12 protein-coding genes are annotated in these 15,131 nt (G+C 63.5%); 8 read left to right on the top strand and 4 right to left on the bottom strand.

Annotated features, from left to right (window positions below):
* Positions 1 to 86: 86 nt before the first annotated feature.
* The gene (locus MKZ40_RS16115) at positions 87 to 590 is read right to left on the bottom strand and encodes a YgjP-like metallopeptidase domain-containing protein (protein WP_175090642.1); all 504 of its coding nucleotides are present in this window, start codon (positions 588 to 590) and stop codon (positions 87 to 89) included.
* Between the two features lie 133 nt (positions 591 to 723).
* Entirely contained in the window at positions 724 to 1,944 is a 1,221-nt protein-coding gene (gene metK, locus MKZ40_RS16110; protein WP_175090641.1) for a methionine adenosyltransferase, read from the bottom strand.
* Between the two features lie 508 nt (positions 1,945 to 2,452).
* On the opposite strand from metK, the gene tkt reads away from it, so the two are divergent.
* The 8 genes from tkt to MKZ40_RS16070 all read left to right on the top strand — a co-directional run bounded on the left by tkt (position 2,453) and on the right by MKZ40_RS16070 (position 11,420).
* Positions 2,453 to 4,447, top strand: a complete 1,995-nt coding sequence (gene tkt / locus MKZ40_RS16105) for a transketolase (protein WP_175090640.1) — start codon at positions 2,453 to 2,455, stop codon at positions 4,445 to 4,447.
* 463 nt (positions 4,448 to 4,910) lie between these two features.
* On the top strand, positions 4,911 to 6,020 hold the full coding sequence (locus MKZ40_RS16100; RefSeq protein WP_254627214.1) for a glyceraldehyde 3-phosphate dehydrogenase NAD-binding domain-containing protein: 1,110 nt from the start codon (positions 4,911 to 4,913) through the stop codon (positions 6,018 to 6,020).
* A complete protein-coding gene (locus MKZ40_RS16095) occupies positions 6,017 to 7,180 on the top strand; it encodes a phosphoglycerate kinase (RefSeq protein WP_175090638.1) in 1,164 nt (387 codons plus the stop codon). Before MKZ40_RS16100 ends, MKZ40_RS16095 begins: the two co-directional genes overlap by 4 nt.
* Positions 7,181 to 7,299: 119 nt before the next feature.
* Positions 7,300 to 8,364, top strand: coding sequence for a class II fructose-bisphosphate aldolase (gene fba, locus MKZ40_RS16090; protein WP_043335741.1), 1,065 nt, complete (start codon positions 7,300 to 7,302; stop codon positions 8,362 to 8,364).
* 178 nt (positions 8,365 to 8,542) lie between these two features.
* Positions 8,543 to 8,917, top strand: a complete 375-nt coding sequence (locus MKZ40_RS16085) for a translation initiation factor Sui1 (RefSeq protein ID WP_043335744.1) — start codon at positions 8,543 to 8,545, stop codon at positions 8,915 to 8,917.
* A 51-nt stretch (positions 8,918 to 8,968) separates the two neighbouring features.
* Positions 8,969 to 9,421, top strand: a complete 453-nt coding sequence (locus tag MKZ40_RS16080; protein ID WP_175090637.1) for a YbaY family lipoprotein — start codon at positions 8,969 to 8,971, stop codon at positions 9,419 to 9,421.
* A 92-nt stretch (positions 9,422 to 9,513) separates the two neighbouring features.
* Positions 9,514 to 10,434 carry a nuclease-related domain-containing protein gene (locus MKZ40_RS16075; RefSeq protein WP_175090636.1) on the top strand — a complete coding sequence of 307 codons (921 nt, stop codon included), beginning with the start codon at positions 9,514 to 9,516 and terminating at the stop codon, positions 10,432 to 10,434.
* 149 nt (positions 10,435 to 10,583) lie between these two features.
* Positions 10,584 to 11,420: a hypothetical protein gene (locus MKZ40_RS16070; protein ID WP_175090635.1), complete on the top strand. Its 837-nt coding sequence runs from the start codon at positions 10,584 to 10,586 to the stop codon at positions 11,418 to 11,420.
* Between the two features lie 109 nt (positions 11,421 to 11,529).
* On the opposite strand, the gene MKZ40_RS16065 is transcribed toward MKZ40_RS16070, so the two are convergent.
* Positions 11,530 to 13,281 (bottom strand): BCCT family transporter, encoded by a 1,752-nt coding sequence (locus MKZ40_RS16065; protein ID WP_175090634.1) that lies wholly within the window; start codon positions 13,279 to 13,281, stop codon positions 11,530 to 11,532.
* A 481-nt stretch (positions 13,282 to 13,762) separates the two neighbouring features.
* Positions 13,763 to 15,100 carry a deoxyguanosinetriphosphate triphosphohydrolase gene (locus MKZ40_RS16060; protein ID WP_175090633.1) on the bottom strand — a complete coding sequence of 446 codons (1,338 nt, stop codon included), beginning with the start codon at positions 15,098 to 15,100 and terminating at the stop codon, positions 13,763 to 13,765.
* Positions 15,101 to 15,131 lie beyond the last annotated feature (31 nt).

The raw sequence follows: 15,131 nt of genomic DNA, 5'->3' as shown, positions 1-15,131 counted from the left end.
CGTCCTTGTCATTCTTTCCAGTTCTTCCGTCGCGTGAGCGGCGCGTGGCTGCCAGAACGAATCGTGGCTACCAGAGCGGCTCATGGCTACCAGAGATCGCCGTGGCGTTCACGGTGGCAGAGATAGAAACGCAGCTCGAACTCACGCTGATGATACTCCGGCTGCATGTGACAGCAGAGCCGGTAGAACGCCTTGTCATGGGCCTTCTCGCGCAGATGCGCCAGCTCATGCACCACGTTCATGTTGAGCAGCGGCTCCGGCAGGCGCCGGAACAGCGACGAGATACGAATCTCGTTCTTGGCCTTGAGCTTGTTGCCCTGCACCCGCGACACGAAGGTGTGCAGCCCCAGGGCGTTGTCGATGACGTGAATCCGGTCGTCGTAGATCACCTTGCTGATCGGCGCCGAGCTGCGCAGATACTGATTCTTCAGCGCCATGGTGTAGTCATGCAGCGCCCGCGCGCCCTGCAGCTGGTGGGGCTCGGGATACTTGCCGAGAAAGAAGGCTGCCGTCTTGCCCGAGGCCAGCAGTTCACTCGCCTGCTGTTGGATCTCGGGGGCGTAGCCCTTGAGATAGCGTAGATCAGCCACTGGGCATCTCTCCTGTTGCTGTCCGAAGGAGGGCCAGAGACAAGAAAACCCGCCGAGGCGGGTTTTCTTGTCATGGCGCCGAAAGCGAGGGGCGAGACGTCCGCCACCTGCCAGGCCTGTCGAACTGGCGGATTTACAGGCCAGCGGCAGCCTTGAGACCAGCGGCACGATCGGTCTTTTCCCACGGGAAGGCGGTGAAGGTTTCGGTCTTCTTCTCGCCGCTCACGTCGGTCCAGCTGTAGCTGTGCTCGAACGGCTCACGACCGAAGTGGCCGTAGGCAGCGGTCAGCTGATACATCGGGTGCGCCAGGTCCAGCATGGTGGTGATGGCGTACGGACGCAGGTCGAAGTGCTCGCGCACCAGCTCGACGATCTTGGCATCGCTGATCTTGCCGGTGCCGAAGGTGTTGATCGAGACCGAGGTCGGCTCGGCGACACCGATGGCGTAGGAGACCTGGATCTCGCACTTGTCGGCCAGGCCGCTGGCGACGACGTTCTTGGCCACGTAGCGACCGGCATAGGCGGCGCTGCGGTCGACCTTGGACGGGTCCTTGCCGGAGAAGGCGCCACCGCCGTGACGGGCCATGCCGCCGTAGGTGTCGACGATGATCTTGCGACCCGTCAGACCACAGTCACCTACCGGGCCACCGATGACGAAGTTGCCAGTCGGGTTGATGTGGTATTCGGTGGTCTCGGACAGCCACTCGGCCGGCAGCACCTGCTCGATGATCTCGCGCTTGACCATCGCGCGCAGGTCTTCCTGAGACACTTCCGGGTCATGCTGGGTCGACAGCACGACGGCTTCGACGGCGACCGGCTTGCCGGCTTCGTCGTAGCGGAAGGTGACCTGACTCTTCGCATCCGGACGCAGCCACGGCAGCATGCCGTTCTTGCGCAGTTCCGCCTGACGCTCCACCAGACGGTGTGCGTAGTGGATCGGCGCCGGCATGAAGGAGTCGGTCTCGTTGGTGGCGTAGCCGAACATCAGGCCCTGGTCGCCCGCGCCCTGATCTTCCGGCTTGGTGCGATCGACGCCCTGGGCGATATCGATGCTCTGCTTGCCGATCAGGTTGAGGACACCACAGGTCTCGCCGTCGAAGCCGACGTCGGAAGAGGTATAGCCGATATCGGTGATGACACGACGTACCAGCTCCTCGAGATCCACCCACGCGCTGGTGGAGATCTCACCGGCCACGATGGCAACGCCTGTCTTGACGAGCGTTTCGCACGCGACGCGTGCCTGCTTGTCGCGCGCGATGATGGCATCGAGCACGGCGTCGGAAATCTGGTCGGCAATCTTGTCCGGATGCCCTTCGGACACGGACTCGGATGTGAAGAGTGAGTATTCGCTCATTGGTCCTCGACCCTCTTTTCGGATGCGGGGATGATTCGGCCACTGACGGCAGACTGCGTTGACGACCGAGTAGAAACACGCTTGCGGCGCACGATGAAGCTCAACACGGGCGGTTGAGCCTCGGGGGGGCGAGTTTACACGCCACTTATGTGAGTTCCTAGCGTATTGGGGCGCGTGGGGGCGTCCAATCGAGACCTTTTTGCGACAAGCGCTGCACACAGGGTAATAAGCCATTGCCACCTTTGGACGAGCACACATCCCGGATGCGATTTGCCGCGCCCTGTCATCTCGGTGACAATACCCGCCCGGAGATCACGCTCGGACGCGAGTCCGCGCGTACAAGGTTCACGCGACGCACTGTCCTTTCCGGCGCACTGTTTCAGGCGCACAGTCCTGAAGGAGACCCAGGCAGCAGCATGCCCTGGCTCTCGGGATGCACTGGGCGTCCGGCGCAGCACGCCGTGATTCATTGCCCCACTCTTGACGCCCGCAGGCGAGGAGCTACTGCATGCCTTCCCGTTTAGACCTGGCCAACGCCATCCGTGCACTTTCCATGGACGCCGTTCAGAAGGCCAAGTCCGGCCACCCCGGCGCCCCCATGGGCATGGCCGACATCGCTGAGGTGCTCTGGAACGACCACCTCAAGCACAACCCGGCCAACCCGAACTGGGCCGATCGTGACCGCTTCGTGCTGTCCAACGGCCATGGCTCCATGCTGCTCTACTCCCTGTTGCACCTCTCGGGTTATCAGCTGAGCCTTGAAGACCTGCAGAACTTCCGCCAGCTGCACGCCAAGACCGCCGGCCACCCGGAATACGGCTACGCACCGGGCATCGAGACCACCACCGGCCCGCTGGGTCAGGGTCTGGCCAATGCCGTCGGCATGGCGATCGCCGAGAAGACACTGGCGGCGCAGTTCAACCGTCCGGGCCACACCGTCGTCGACCACACCACCTGGTGCTTCCTGGGTGACGGCTGCATGATGGAAGGCATCTCCCACGAGGTCGGCTCACTGGCCGGTACCCTGGGTCTGGGCAAGCTGATCGCCCTGTATGACGACAACGGCATCTCCATCGATGGCGAAGTCGAAGGCTGGTTCACCGATGACACCGCCAAGCGTTTCGAATCCTACGGCTGGCACGTCGTCTCCAACGTCGACGGCCACAAGCCGGAAGAGATCAGCGCCGCCATCGCCCTGGCCAAGAGCCACGACGACAAGCCGAGCCTGATCATCTGCAAGACCGTGATCGGCTTCGGCTCCCCGAACAAGGAAGGCACCGAGTCCTGCCACGGCGCGCCGCTGGGTGACGACGAAGTCGCCGCCACCCGCGAGAAGCTGGGCTGGGCCCACGCGCCCTTCCACATCCCGGAAGACATCTATCAGGGGTGGGATGCCAGCGAGCGCGGCGCCAAGCTCGAGAGCGACTGGGATACGCGCTTCGCCCGTTACGCCGAAGCACACCCGGAACTGGCCGCCGAGTTCACCCGTCGTCTGGAAGGCAAGCTGCCGCACGCCCTGACCAGCGAGAAGATGATCGAGGATGCCCAGGCCGCCGGCGACAGCCCGGCCTCGCGCAAGGCCTCCTTCGAGTGCCTGAACCAGCTCGGCCCGCAGCTGCCGGAACTGCTCGGCGGCAGTGCCGACCTGGCCCCGTCCAACCTGACCTTCTGGAAGGGCGCCCAGGCGATCACCCGCGAAGACTTCAGCGGCAACTACCTGCATTACGGCGTGCGTGAGTTCGGCATGGGCGCGATCATGAACGGTGCCGGTCTGCACGGCGGCTTCATCCCGTACGGCGCGACCTTCCTGATTTTCATGGAATACATGCGCAACGCCGTTCGCATGGCCGCCCTGATGGGTCAGCAGGCCGTCTATGTCTTCACCCACGACTCCATCGGTCTGGGCGAAGATGGCCCGACGCACCAGCCGATCGAGCAGCTGACCAGCCTGCGCACCACGCCGAACCTGTCCACCTGGCGCCCGGCGGATGCCGTGGAGACCGCGGCGGCATGGGATGCGGCCATCAAGCGTCACTCCGGTCCGACCGCGCTGATCCTGTCGCGTCAGAACCTGCCGCACCAGAACCGCGACAAGGCCCAGCTGGCCAACATCAGCCGTGGTGGTTATGTGCTGAAGGACGCCGCCAACGGCCAGCCGGAAGTGATCCTGATCGCCACCGGCTCCGAAGTCGGCCTGGCGATGGATGCCGCCGCCGAGCTGGAAGCCGCCGGCCGCGCCGTGCGTGTCGTGTCCATGCCGGCCACCGACCTGTTCGATGCGCAGGACGCGGAATACCGCGAATCCGTGCTGCCGTCTTCCGTCACCGCGCGCGTGGCGATCGAAGCCGGTCATCGTGACTACTGGTTCAAGTATGTCGGCCTGAACGGCGACATCATCGGCATGGAGACCTTCGGGGAATCCGCGCCGGCCGGCGACCTGTTCAAGCACTTCGGCTTCACGGTCGAGAACGTGGTCGAACGCGCCAACAAGCTGCTGGGCTGATCACCGCCTGAGCCACCCCGTCGATGACGGGGTGGGATGCAGATCGACGCCGCCGCCTCCCACTGGGAGCGGCGGCGTTTTCGTCTGTGCGACACTCGGGAAGACCTCAAGCGTCACCGGCTGTCGCCTGTAGTCGACGTGGCTCACACGAGTCGCGGTCGTGATGACACGATTCATCCTGCATGAGCGGTCATTCTCCAGCGACCGTACCCATGAAAGACAGCGCAGACGGCGACTACACAACCCCACCAGTTGGGTAGTGTGACTACGTGTCCTTAGACGAAAAAAACCAGAAATCAGGCGCTTGCGCGCCTTTCGCTCCCTCCGCCCAGCAAAGCGATGCGCTACCATGGACCCCCTGAAAAATACTCGGAACACGACATCCTTGAACCACCAGCCGCCTCTGTCCACCGCCGACGCTCCCCAGGGAGACAAGGCGTCCCGACGCCAGGGAAATGCTCCCTTGCGAGTGGCCATCAATGGCTACGGACGCATCGGTCAGTGTGTGCTGAGAGCGCTGGTAGAACGTGAAGCACGCGGTGAGTCACTGCCGTTGGAAGTGGTCGCGATCAACGAGCTGTCAGATCTGGACACCATCACCTACCTGACCCGCTACGACACCACCCACGGCCGCTTCCCCGGCACGGTGGAACAGCGCGACGGCCAGCTGATCGTCAACGGCCATGCGATCAGCATCCTGTCCGAGGCCAATCCAGATTGCCTGCCCTGGCGGGCATTGGGGATTGACCTGGTGCTGGAGTGCTCCGGCAGCTTCAAGGACCGCGCCACCGCCGAGCGGCATCTGGCAGCAGGCGCCGGACGACTGCTGTTCTCCCAGCCCGGCGATACCGACGCCGATGTCGATGCCACCATCGTGTGCGGCATCAACCAGTCGGCGCTGGCCCCCGCCGAGGCGGGGCAGGCAGGCAGCGGCATGCGCATCGTCTCGGCGGCGTCGTGCACCACCAATTGCCTGATTCCGATTCTGACGGTGCTGGAAGAGGCCTTCGGTCTGGAACGCGGCGTCACCACCACGGTGCACTCGGCGATGAACGACCAGCCGGTGATCGACGCCTACCACCAGACGGACCTCCGACTGACGCGCTCGGCGATGAGTTCGATCGTGCCGGTGGACACCGGCCTGGCCAAGGGCATCAACCGCCTGATGCCGCACCTGGAAGGACGCTTCGAATGTCTGCACCTGCGCGTGCCGACCATCAATGTGTCCTGCATGGACATGTCCATCGAGGTGAAGCGCGACGTGAGCGCGGATGAGGTCAATGACCTGCTGCGCGAGGCCTGCACACAACGCCTGCAGGGCCTGATGGGATTGAGCGAGGAGCCGACGGCTTCCATCGACTTCAACCACGATCCGCGCTCGGGTATCGTGGATGCGACCCAGACCCGTGTTGCCGGCGGCCGGCTGATCAAGATGCTGTGCTGGTTCGACAACGAATGGGGCTTTGCCAATCGCATGCTGGACGTCGCCACCCATTGGCACGCCTGCGAGATGACAACGCCTCTGGCGAGGGAAGCTCTCTCCACCGATTCACGACCAAGGAACCCGTCATGAACGTGCAAACGATGACCGCCCTCGACCTGTCCGGAAAGCGTGTGCTGATCCGCGAAGATCTCAACGTGCCGATCCGCGACGGTCAGGTGACCAGCGACGCGCGCATCCGTGCCAGCCTGCCGACCATCAAGGCGGCACGTGACGCCGGCGCACGCGTGATGCTGATGAGTCATCTGGGCCGCCCTACCGAGGGTGAGCCGGAAGATCAGTTCTCGCTGGCACCGGTCGCGGCACATCTGGGCGAGCTGCTGGGCAGCCCGGTGCGCCTGATCAACGACTATCTCGACACGGCACCGGATATCGCCGAAGGCGAGGTCGTGCTGCTGGAGAACGTGCGCTTCAACAAGGGCGAGAAGAAGGACGAGGAATCCCTGTCCCGCGCCTACGCCGCGCTGTGCGATGTCTACGTGATGGATGCCTTCGGCACCGCGCACCGTGCCCAGGCCTCGACCCATGGCGTGGCACGCTTCGCGCCAAACGCCTGCGCCGGCCCGCTGCTGGCCGCCGAGCTGGAAGCCCTCGAGAAGGCAATCGCCGCACCGCGTGCGCCGATGGTCGCCATCGTCGGCGGCTCCAAGGTCTCCACCAAGCTCGACGTGCTCAAGGCGCTGTCCGACAAGTGCCATCAGCTGATCGTCGGTGGCGGCATCGCCAATACCTTCATCGCGGCGGCCGGTTACAACGTCGGCAAGTCCCTCTACGAGGCTGATCTGCTCGATACCGCTCGCGCGCTGATGGACAAGGTCGAGATTCCGCTGCCGACCGACGTCGTCGTCGCCACCGAGTTCTCCGACAAGGCCGAAGCCGTCGTGCGTGCCGTCGCCGATGTCCAGGACGACGAGATGATCTTGGATATCGGTCCGGAGACCGCCTCACGCTTCGGTGCGCTGCTCAAGGATGCCGGCACCATTCTCTGGAACGGCCCGGTCGGGGTGTTCGAGATCGAACAGTTCGCCAACGGCACCGAGCAGCTGGCGATGGCCATCGCCGAGAGCGATGCCTTCTCCATCGCCGGCGGTGGCGACACCCTGGCGGCCATCGACAAGTACGACGTCGAGTCGCGCGTCTCCTACATTTCCACCGGTGGTGGCGCCTTCCTCGAATACGTGGAAGGCAAGGTACTGCCGGCCGTTGCGGCATTGGAAGCCGCAGCAAGCTGAACCCGCCTGTGTCCTCATTGGCGCAGGCTTAGAGTCACGGCCACAAGGTCGCCCCCCGTCAGCTGACGGGGGGCACCTGACGCTTCTCCACTCGATTCCTCAAAAAGACAGGTGATGTCATGGCATTGATCAGCATGCGCCAGATGTTGGACCACGCAGCCGAGTACGGATACGGCATCCCGGCGTTCAACGTCAACAACCTCGAGCAGATGCGCGCCATCATGGAAGCCGCCGACCACACCGATTCTCCGGTGATCGTCCAGGCCTCCGCCGGCGCACGCAAATACGCGGGCGCGCCGTTCCTTCGCCACCTCATCCTGGCTGCGGTGGAAGAATTCCCGCATATCCCGGTGGTCATGCACCAGGATCACGGCACCTCGCCGGCAGTCTGCCAGCGCTCCATCCAGCTGGGCTTCAGCTCGGTGATGATGGACGGCTCGCTGGGCGAAGACGGCAAGACCCCGACCAGCTACGAATACAATGTCGATGTGACCCGTCGCACCGTCGAGATGGCCCACGCCTGTGGCGTGTCCGTCGAAGGCGAGCTGGGTTGCCTCGGCTCGTTGGAAACCGGCATGGCCGGTGAAGAAGACGGCATCGGTGCCGAAGGCAAGCTGGACCACGACCAGATGCTGACTGACCCGGAAGAAGCCGCCGACTTCGTCAAGAAGACCCACGTCGATGCCCTGGCCATCGCCATCGGCACCTCCCACGGCGCCTACAAGTTCACCAAGCCGCCGACGGGTGACACCCTGTCCATCCAGCGCATCAAGGAAATCCACGCCCGCATCCCGGAGACTCACCTGGTGATGCATGGCTCTTCCTCCGTGCCGCAGGACTGGCTGGAAATCATCAACGAATACGGCGGCAAGATTCCGGAAACCTACGGCGTGCCGGTCGACGAGATCGTCGAAGGCATCAAGCACGGCGTGCGCAAGATCAACGTCGACACCGATCTGCGCCTGGCCTCTACCGGTTCCATCCGTCGCTTCATGGCCCAGAACCCGTCTGAATTCGACCCGCGCAAGTACCTGAAGGAATCCGTGAAGGCGATGCGCGACATCTGCATCGCCCGCTACGAAGCCTTCGGTGCCGCCGGTCATGGCAGCAAGATCGACCCGATCAACCTCGAAGCGATGTTCGAGCGTTACAACCGTGGCGAGCTGGACCCGAAGATCAACTGATCGGACGGCCCCCGCCTGCCCCCTACCCGCACGCGGGCAGGCAGGGAAGGAAGAGAAAGGCGACCCTTCGGGGTCGCCTTTTTTATGCGCCTCAGGGTGCCAGCCTCTCGCGCACGCAGGTATCCTTTCGAGATTCCGTTTGGCATTGATCATTCATCACCGTATCGCAGGAGACATCATGGCCTCGCTCAAGGATCAACTGTCCGGGCTTGTCTATTCCACCGAACATGGCGCAACCTGCCCTGAGTGTCGGCGTGCCGAAGCCGAGTGCGAATGTGCCGACCTCGCCGAGCGTGAACGCCTGGCAAGCCTCGATGGCGTGGTGCGTATCCGTCGCGAGACCAGCGGTCGCAAGGGCAAGGGCGTGACCACCGTGAGCGGGATTCCGCTCGCCGAGAAGGAACTCAAGGCCCTGGCCAAGACTCTCAAGCAGCGGTGCGGCACTGGCGGCAGCCTCAAGGATGGCATCGTGGAGATCCAGGGCGATCACCGCGAGACGCTCAAGGCGGAACTCACGCGGATGGGCTATACCGTCAAGCTGGCCGGTGGCTGAACGCCCGCTGCGCGCACCATTGCCTTCCATCTCGCTGCACAAGGGATTTCCATGCTGAACTTCATCACGCCACGCCGGCCTTCGGCTCGCACGCTCTCGCTCTCTGGCCTGCTGCTGGCCACGCTCGGGCTGGGTGGCTGCATGACCGGCCCGGACTTCACGCAGCTGGAGGCGCGCGTGGTGCCACAGCAGGCCTTTACCGCACCGCCGGATGCGATGCTGGAAGTGCGCCTGGTGGATGTCTCCCGCGCCGATGCCGAAGCTGGGCTGATTGCCAGTACCCGCTATGGCGGCCTGCGTGAAGGGCCTTTCCCGGTCAGCCTGCAATACGATCGCAATGCCATCGAGGAAGGCCATCGCTACGCGCTGCAAGCCGATGTGCGCAGCGAAGGGCGTCTTTATTGGATCAATGACAGCGCAGTGCCGGTGCTGGGTGACGGCAGCGTCTCACAGGGCGAGGTCGAGATCCCGCTCACGCCACTGCCGCGTGCGCTGGGCCACTGATGGCGCCTACGCCCGGCCCGATCAGCACGTTCGGCTTGACCTGTACGTTCGGCTTGATCAGCAGGCCCGTCTCTCACCGATAGGACACCCCAATGGATTGGCTGGAATACCTGTTACCTGTCTTCTTCCTTACCCCTCTGGGTGCCATCGCGCTGGTGGTGCTGGGCATGCGCGGCCTGCATGAGCGGCGCATCCAGTCGCCACTGACCCGCCGTCAGCTGCGCGAGCCGGGCCAGAGCCTGCGCGATCGTCTCGATGAGGCCTTCCAGGCGCTGTTTCTCGACGGGGCGCTCGGGCCGCTCATCACCTTGAGCCCGCTGGTCTACGGCATGGGGCGCATGGTGTTCGGTGAAGAGCAGAACTGGCTTGAGTGGGCCGCCTATGGTCTGGCCTGTGCGCTGTTCGTGCTGATCTTCGCGCTGCGCCTGACGCGTCACTTCCAGCGTATCCGCAAGCTCAAGCTGGGGCTGGCCTGCGAGCTGTCCATCGGTCAGGAACTCGACCAGCTCATCCGCCCGGAGCAGCTGACCAGCATGGTCTATCACGACGTGCCTGCCGAGGGCTTCCATATCGATCATCTGGTGGTCACCCCCGCTGGTGCCTACGCCATTCGCACCAAGGCGCGCTCACGGCCGTTGGATGCACTGGGCGCACTCAAGGATGAGGTCAAGCTCAAGGATGGTCGCCTGTACTTCCCGGGCTATCGCGAGCGCAAACCGCTGCGCGAGACACGTACCGCACGCGACTGGACGGCCGCCTGGCTGAAGCGTGAGTGCGGTGTCGAGGTTCCGGTACATGGCATCCTGGCCCTGCCGGGCTGGAAGATCATCCGCGAGGGAACACAGCGTGCCGAAGACCCGGATGTCGTCAATGGCGAGGGCCTGGCCGAGTGGCTGAGCACCCATTGCATGGCTCCCGAAGAGGGTTGCCCGACCCTGGATGACGCCCTCAAGCAGCGCATCAACGAAGCGATTCTCGACCGCGTTCAGGCCGAGCGCCTCGCCATAAACTGATCCTCCGCCATGCTCCGGCCCCTCGGAGCATGGCAGCGCCAGACAAAGGCTTGCCAAGGCGCCCCGCCCGGCGTTAAATACGCGCCGGTCCAGCCTTGGCAACCTTATCGCGCTATCGCAATGATGGCGCTCTTGACGACATATCCCGCATGAAACTCATCACCTTCGACGCTTTTCGTACCCTCGGCATCCCCGGTGTTCGTTATATCAAGCCGGAGCGCATGCTGGATCACCTCGACGAGATCCGCGCCGCCGACATCTTGCTGTTTCCCGAATACTGGCAGATCACCACTCTGGTCTACGGCCTCGGCAAACGCATCTTCCCCAGCCTGCCCAGCTACGCGATCGGCCACGACAAGGTCGAGCAGACGCGCGTCTTTCAGGCCATCTGCCCGGACAATATGCCGCCGACCGAGATTCGCGGCGCCAGCCGTCAGGCAATCGATGATATCGAGGCGCGCTTCGGCTACCCGCTGATCGTCAAGGAAGTCAAAAGCTCGATGGGTGTCGGTGTGAAGCTGATCCAGTCGCGTGGCGAACTGGAAGCGCATGCGGCGGAGCATCCGGTGCTGTATGCCCAGCCGCGCCTGGAGATCGACCGCGACCTGCGCATCGTGGTGGTAGGTGGCGAAGTCATCACCGCCTACTGGCGCGTCACGCCGCTGGGCGGCTATCGCTCCAATGTCAGTCAGGGTGGCGAGACGGACTACGACAATATTCCGGCCCCCGCCATCGCCCTGGCCCTGCACCTGGCCGAGGCATTGAGTGTTGATCATGCCGGCTTCGATATCGCGATGGTCGATGGCCACCCGATGATCTTCGAGTTCAACCGTCTGTTCGGCAATCAGGGCATCCAGGATAGCTCTCGACGCATCGGTGCCGCCATCGGTCGCTATCTGGCCCTCGACAATGACGACAAGGAACCGACGCCGCCGATCCTCACACCACGCCGCGTGCGCCGCGCGACACTCAAGGAAACCGGCTGACATCTTGCGGGCGCACGCCCCTGCCTGCCCTGAACGACAAGACGCCGCCCAATGGGCGGCGTCTTGTCGTCTGGTACTGGCCGCTCAACTGGCCAGCTGGCTCATCTCCTTACAGGCGCGAGGGGCGGCTGTGCGGGTCGCCTTCGATATGATCCTTGGGCGGGTCCTGCCGCGGCTTGCCTGCTGCCGGCACATCCTCGTCGGGGATTTCCCAGGTGCCTTCTTCGGTCCAGGGGTCATCCGCCGGGAATTCCTCGATATTGATTTCCTTGACCGTGTAATCCGGCTGGTAGCGCAGGTCATAGTGCGCGGCACGCACGATGGAGATGCACAGCATCAAGGCCACTGCCAATAGCGGCACCCCCCCGATGATGGAAGCCGTCTGCAGGGTCTCCAGCCCGCCGATGAACATCAGCACGATGGGCATGAACGACAGGGCGAAGGCCCAGAACAGGCGGTTCCAGCGCATCGGCTCTTCATCGACTTCCTTCTGGACCACAGCGGCCAGAATGTAGGAGATGGAGTCGAAGGTGGTCGCGGTGAAGATCAGCGCCAGCAGCGTGAAGGCGAAGATCACCACGTAGTCCAGCGGCAGCGTGTGCAGCATCGCGAAGATGGCCGCGGTCGGGCTCTGGTCATTGAGGATGGTGACCACGTCCAGCTCACCGGACAGCTGCAGGTAGAGGCCGTAGTTGCCCATCACCATGAAGAACAGGAAGCAGCCCATGGTGCCGAAGAACATCGAACCGGCGACCATGGCGCGGATGGTGCGGCCCCGCGAGATACGCGCGATGAACAGCCCCACGCTGGGCGCGAACACCAGCCACCAGGCCCAGTAGAAGATGGTCCAGTCCTGCGGGAAGTGCGTGTCCTCGAAGCCCTTGAACTCAGCGAACGGCTCAAGCCAGGTGGCCATGTGGATCAGATTGCTCATCACGCGGCCCAGCGCATCCAGACCGGTATTGGCCATGAACAGGGTCGGCCCCACGATGAAGATGAACAGCAACAGGCCGACCGCCAGCCAGAAGTTGATGTCTGACAGCAGCTTGATGCCCTTCTTGAGGCCCACGTAGGCGCTGTAGCCGAACAGGGCGGTACACACCAGCAGCACCACGATCTGCGTGGTCAGCGACTTGGGCACCCCGAACAGCTCGTGCACCCCCTCGTTGATCATCGGTGCCGCCAGCCCCAGGGTGGTCGCGCCGCCGCCCAGCATGCCGAAGACGAAGCTGATATCGATCAGCTTGCCCAGCCAGCCATGTGCCAGCTTTTCGCCCAGCACCGGCATCAGCGCCTCGGAAATCTTCAACACGCTGTGGTGACGCACGTAGTAGAAGTAGGCGATCGGCACGGCGGGGATCAGGTAGATCGCCCATGCCAGCGGGCCCCAGTGGAAGATGCCGTAGGCCGCGGCCCATTCCGCTGCCTCCGGTGTCTGGCCTTCCACATGGAATGGGGGCGACTGGTAGTAGTAGACCCACTCGATCATCGACCAGTACAGGATGGAGGCCCCGATGCCGGCGCAGAACAGCATCGCCGCCCACGACACGATGGAGAATTCAGGCTTCTCCTCGGCATCACCGAGCTTTATCTGACCGATGTCGCTGAAGATGATGTAGATCATGAAGCCGCCGGCCCCCACGCCGAGCAGCAGATAGAGCACACCGAGCTTGCTGGTGACGAAGTTCTTGGCCGCCGATACCCACATCGCGCCCTGCTCGGGGAAGATGACCAGGGGTAGCGTCACTGCCAACAGCAGGAAGATCGAACCGAAGAAGGTCGGCTTGTCGATCATGTCGAAGGGCTTTTCGGGCCGATCCCCCGCCGCCTTGGCGGATACCTTTCGGGTTTCCTTGCTCATATATAAGCCTCATTTATCGTTGTTGCCATGCATGATAACAGCTTATCATGAGTGATTGCGATACACGCATCCCCACTGCGTACAATCCTAGTACAACGATCCAAGCGCCTACGTAAAGATAATTTAACGCAAGCAAGTCATTTATTAGCGCCTGGCAGGCCTTGGCGCTCAGGGCCCAGAGAGGAACAGGAAGCACGACGACAGGGCTGGCAGCGACAGGCAAATCAGCAAGGAAGACACAGTCAGAACAAGCAGCACAGAGGTGGGCAGCCACAGAGGGGGAAGACGCAGAAAAGGCGCAGAGAAGGCAGCAGATGTCAGGCCGGACCGCAGGCATCCACCAGGGAACGGCACATCGCCGCTACCGCTCCCTGGCGGGAAATGATGAGGCTGAAAGTGATGAAGCCTGCAGTGGTCAAGCTTGGGTGAATAGGCATGAAGAGATCAGGCTTGAGATGATCGGGCTGATGGCGCCTCGCTCTCAGTCACCGCGCAGGCGCCCGCCCATCTCCTGGGCGAGGTCCACCGCGAAGTGGTCCGTCATGCCGCCGATGAAGTCGAGCATGCGCCGATAGCTGCGGTAGAGATCCCAATCCTTGGTCGGCGTGTTCTCGCCGATCAATGCCAGCACACGTTGATGCTTGAAGCTGGAACGCCCCGTGGTATGCAGCTCATGCGCAGCGCCGATGAAGGCCTCGAGCAGGATGCCCAGCGTGGTGTAGGCGCCGATCTCCAGCTTGGCCTTGCGCTCGTTACGGAAGATCTTCTGGCGCGCCAGATTCTTGGCTTCCCGCACGCCCCAGCCGAGGTCGGGGTGGCACAGGTCGAGCAGGTCTTCGCTGAGCGTACCGGCCAGCAGTTCCGTCTCGCGCTGGACGAAAGCCTCGGCGACATCATTGACGGCACGCTCCATCGCCGCGCCTCTCAGCGCCGCCACCTTGCGCCGCTGGGAAGTGCCGCGGGCGACCATCTCCTGATATTCGCGCGGCTCGCCACCGCTGATGCCGGTGAGAATCTCGAATACTTCCTCGAATTGCAGGATGCCCATCTCGAGGCCATCTTCCAGGTCCAGCAGCGCATAGCAGATGTCATCGGCGGCCTCGACCAGCCACGCCAGCGGGTGACGGCACCAGCGTCCATCGGCCCGTGCCAGCAGACCGCAACGCTCGGCGACCTGATCCAGCAGCACGCGCTCGCTCTGATAGCAGCCGAACTTGCCGCCCGCCGTGGCGTGCTCCACCGTCCACGGGTACTTGAGCAGCGTGCCCAGCGTCGCTGCCGTCAGGCGCATGCCGCCATGGAACTGGTTGTATTCGATCTGGGTGACGATGCGAAAGCCCTGGGCATTGCCTTCGTAGGTGAGCAGGTCCTCGCGCTCGGCATCGCTCAGCCCGGCCAGCCGACCGTGATCACTGGCGGCCTCGGCGGCGAACCAGTCACGGATGGCGTACTCCCCGGCATGCCCGAAGGGCGGGTTGCCGATGTCATGCCCCAGGCAGCCGGTCTGGACGATGACACCGAGATCCGACGGCGTGATCCAGTCGGGCAACTGCTCCTTGAGCTTCTCGCCGACCATCATGCCCAGCGAGCGGCCGACGCAGCCGACCTCCAGCGAGTGGGTCAGGCGCGTGTGGATGTGGTCGTTGTCGGTCAGCGGATGAACCTGGGTCTTGCGCCCCAGGCGACGGAAGGAACCCGCGAACACGATACGGTCGTGGTCCTTGTGGAAGGGAGTCCGCCCCATCTCACGCGATACGGTGCCCGGTGCGTCATGCAGGCGACTCGGTTCCAGCAGTCGCTCCCAGCTCATTGATGACATCAGGCAACTCCTTGGCAGGCGCCGAGTGCTG

This window comes from Cobetia sp. BMC6 (assembly GCF_029991385.1).
Lineage (GTDB): Bacteria > Pseudomonadota > Gammaproteobacteria > Pseudomonadales > Halomonadaceae > Cobetia.
Note: the sequence above shows the minus strand (reverse complement) of the source record. Positions and strands in the feature narration are given on the sequence as shown.

What these genes read in the sequence shown, in the direction of transcription:
- fba (WP_043335741.1), top strand. Translation starts at nt 7,300, where the DNA reads ATGGCATTGATCAGCATGCGCCAGATGTTGGACCACGCAGCCGAGTAC.
- tkt (WP_175090640.1), top strand. Translation starts at nt 2,453, where the DNA reads ATGCCTTCCCGTTTAGACCTGGCCAACGCCATCCGTGCACTTTCCATG.
- MKZ40_RS16060 (WP_175090633.1), bottom strand. Translation starts at nt 15,100, where the DNA reads ATGTCATCAATGAGCTGGGAGCGACTGCTGGAACCGAGTCGCCTGCAT.
- MKZ40_RS16065 (WP_175090634.1), bottom strand. Translation starts at nt 13,281, where the DNA reads ATGAGCAAGGAAACCCGAAAGGTATCCGCCAAGGCGGCGGGGGATCGG.
- metK (WP_175090641.1), bottom strand. Translation starts at nt 1,944, where the DNA reads ATGAGCGAATACTCACTCTTCACATCCGAGTCCGTGTCCGAAGGGCAT.
- MKZ40_RS16075 (WP_175090636.1), top strand. Translation starts at nt 9,514, where the DNA reads ATGGATTGGCTGGAATACCTGTTACCTGTCTTCTTCCTTACCCCTCTG.
- MKZ40_RS16095 (WP_175090638.1), top strand. Translation starts at nt 6,017, where the DNA reads ATGAACGTGCAAACGATGACCGCCCTCGACCTGTCCGGAAAGCGTGTG.
- MKZ40_RS16080 (WP_175090637.1), top strand. Translation starts at nt 8,969, where the DNA reads ATGCTGAACTTCATCACGCCACGCCGGCCTTCGGCTCGCACGCTCTCG.
- MKZ40_RS16070 (WP_175090635.1), top strand. Translation starts at nt 10,584, where the DNA reads ATGAAACTCATCACCTTCGACGCTTTTCGTACCCTCGGCATCCCCGGT.
- MKZ40_RS16085 (WP_043335744.1), top strand. Translation starts at nt 8,543, where the DNA reads ATGGCCTCGCTCAAGGATCAACTGTCCGGGCTTGTCTATTCCACCGAA.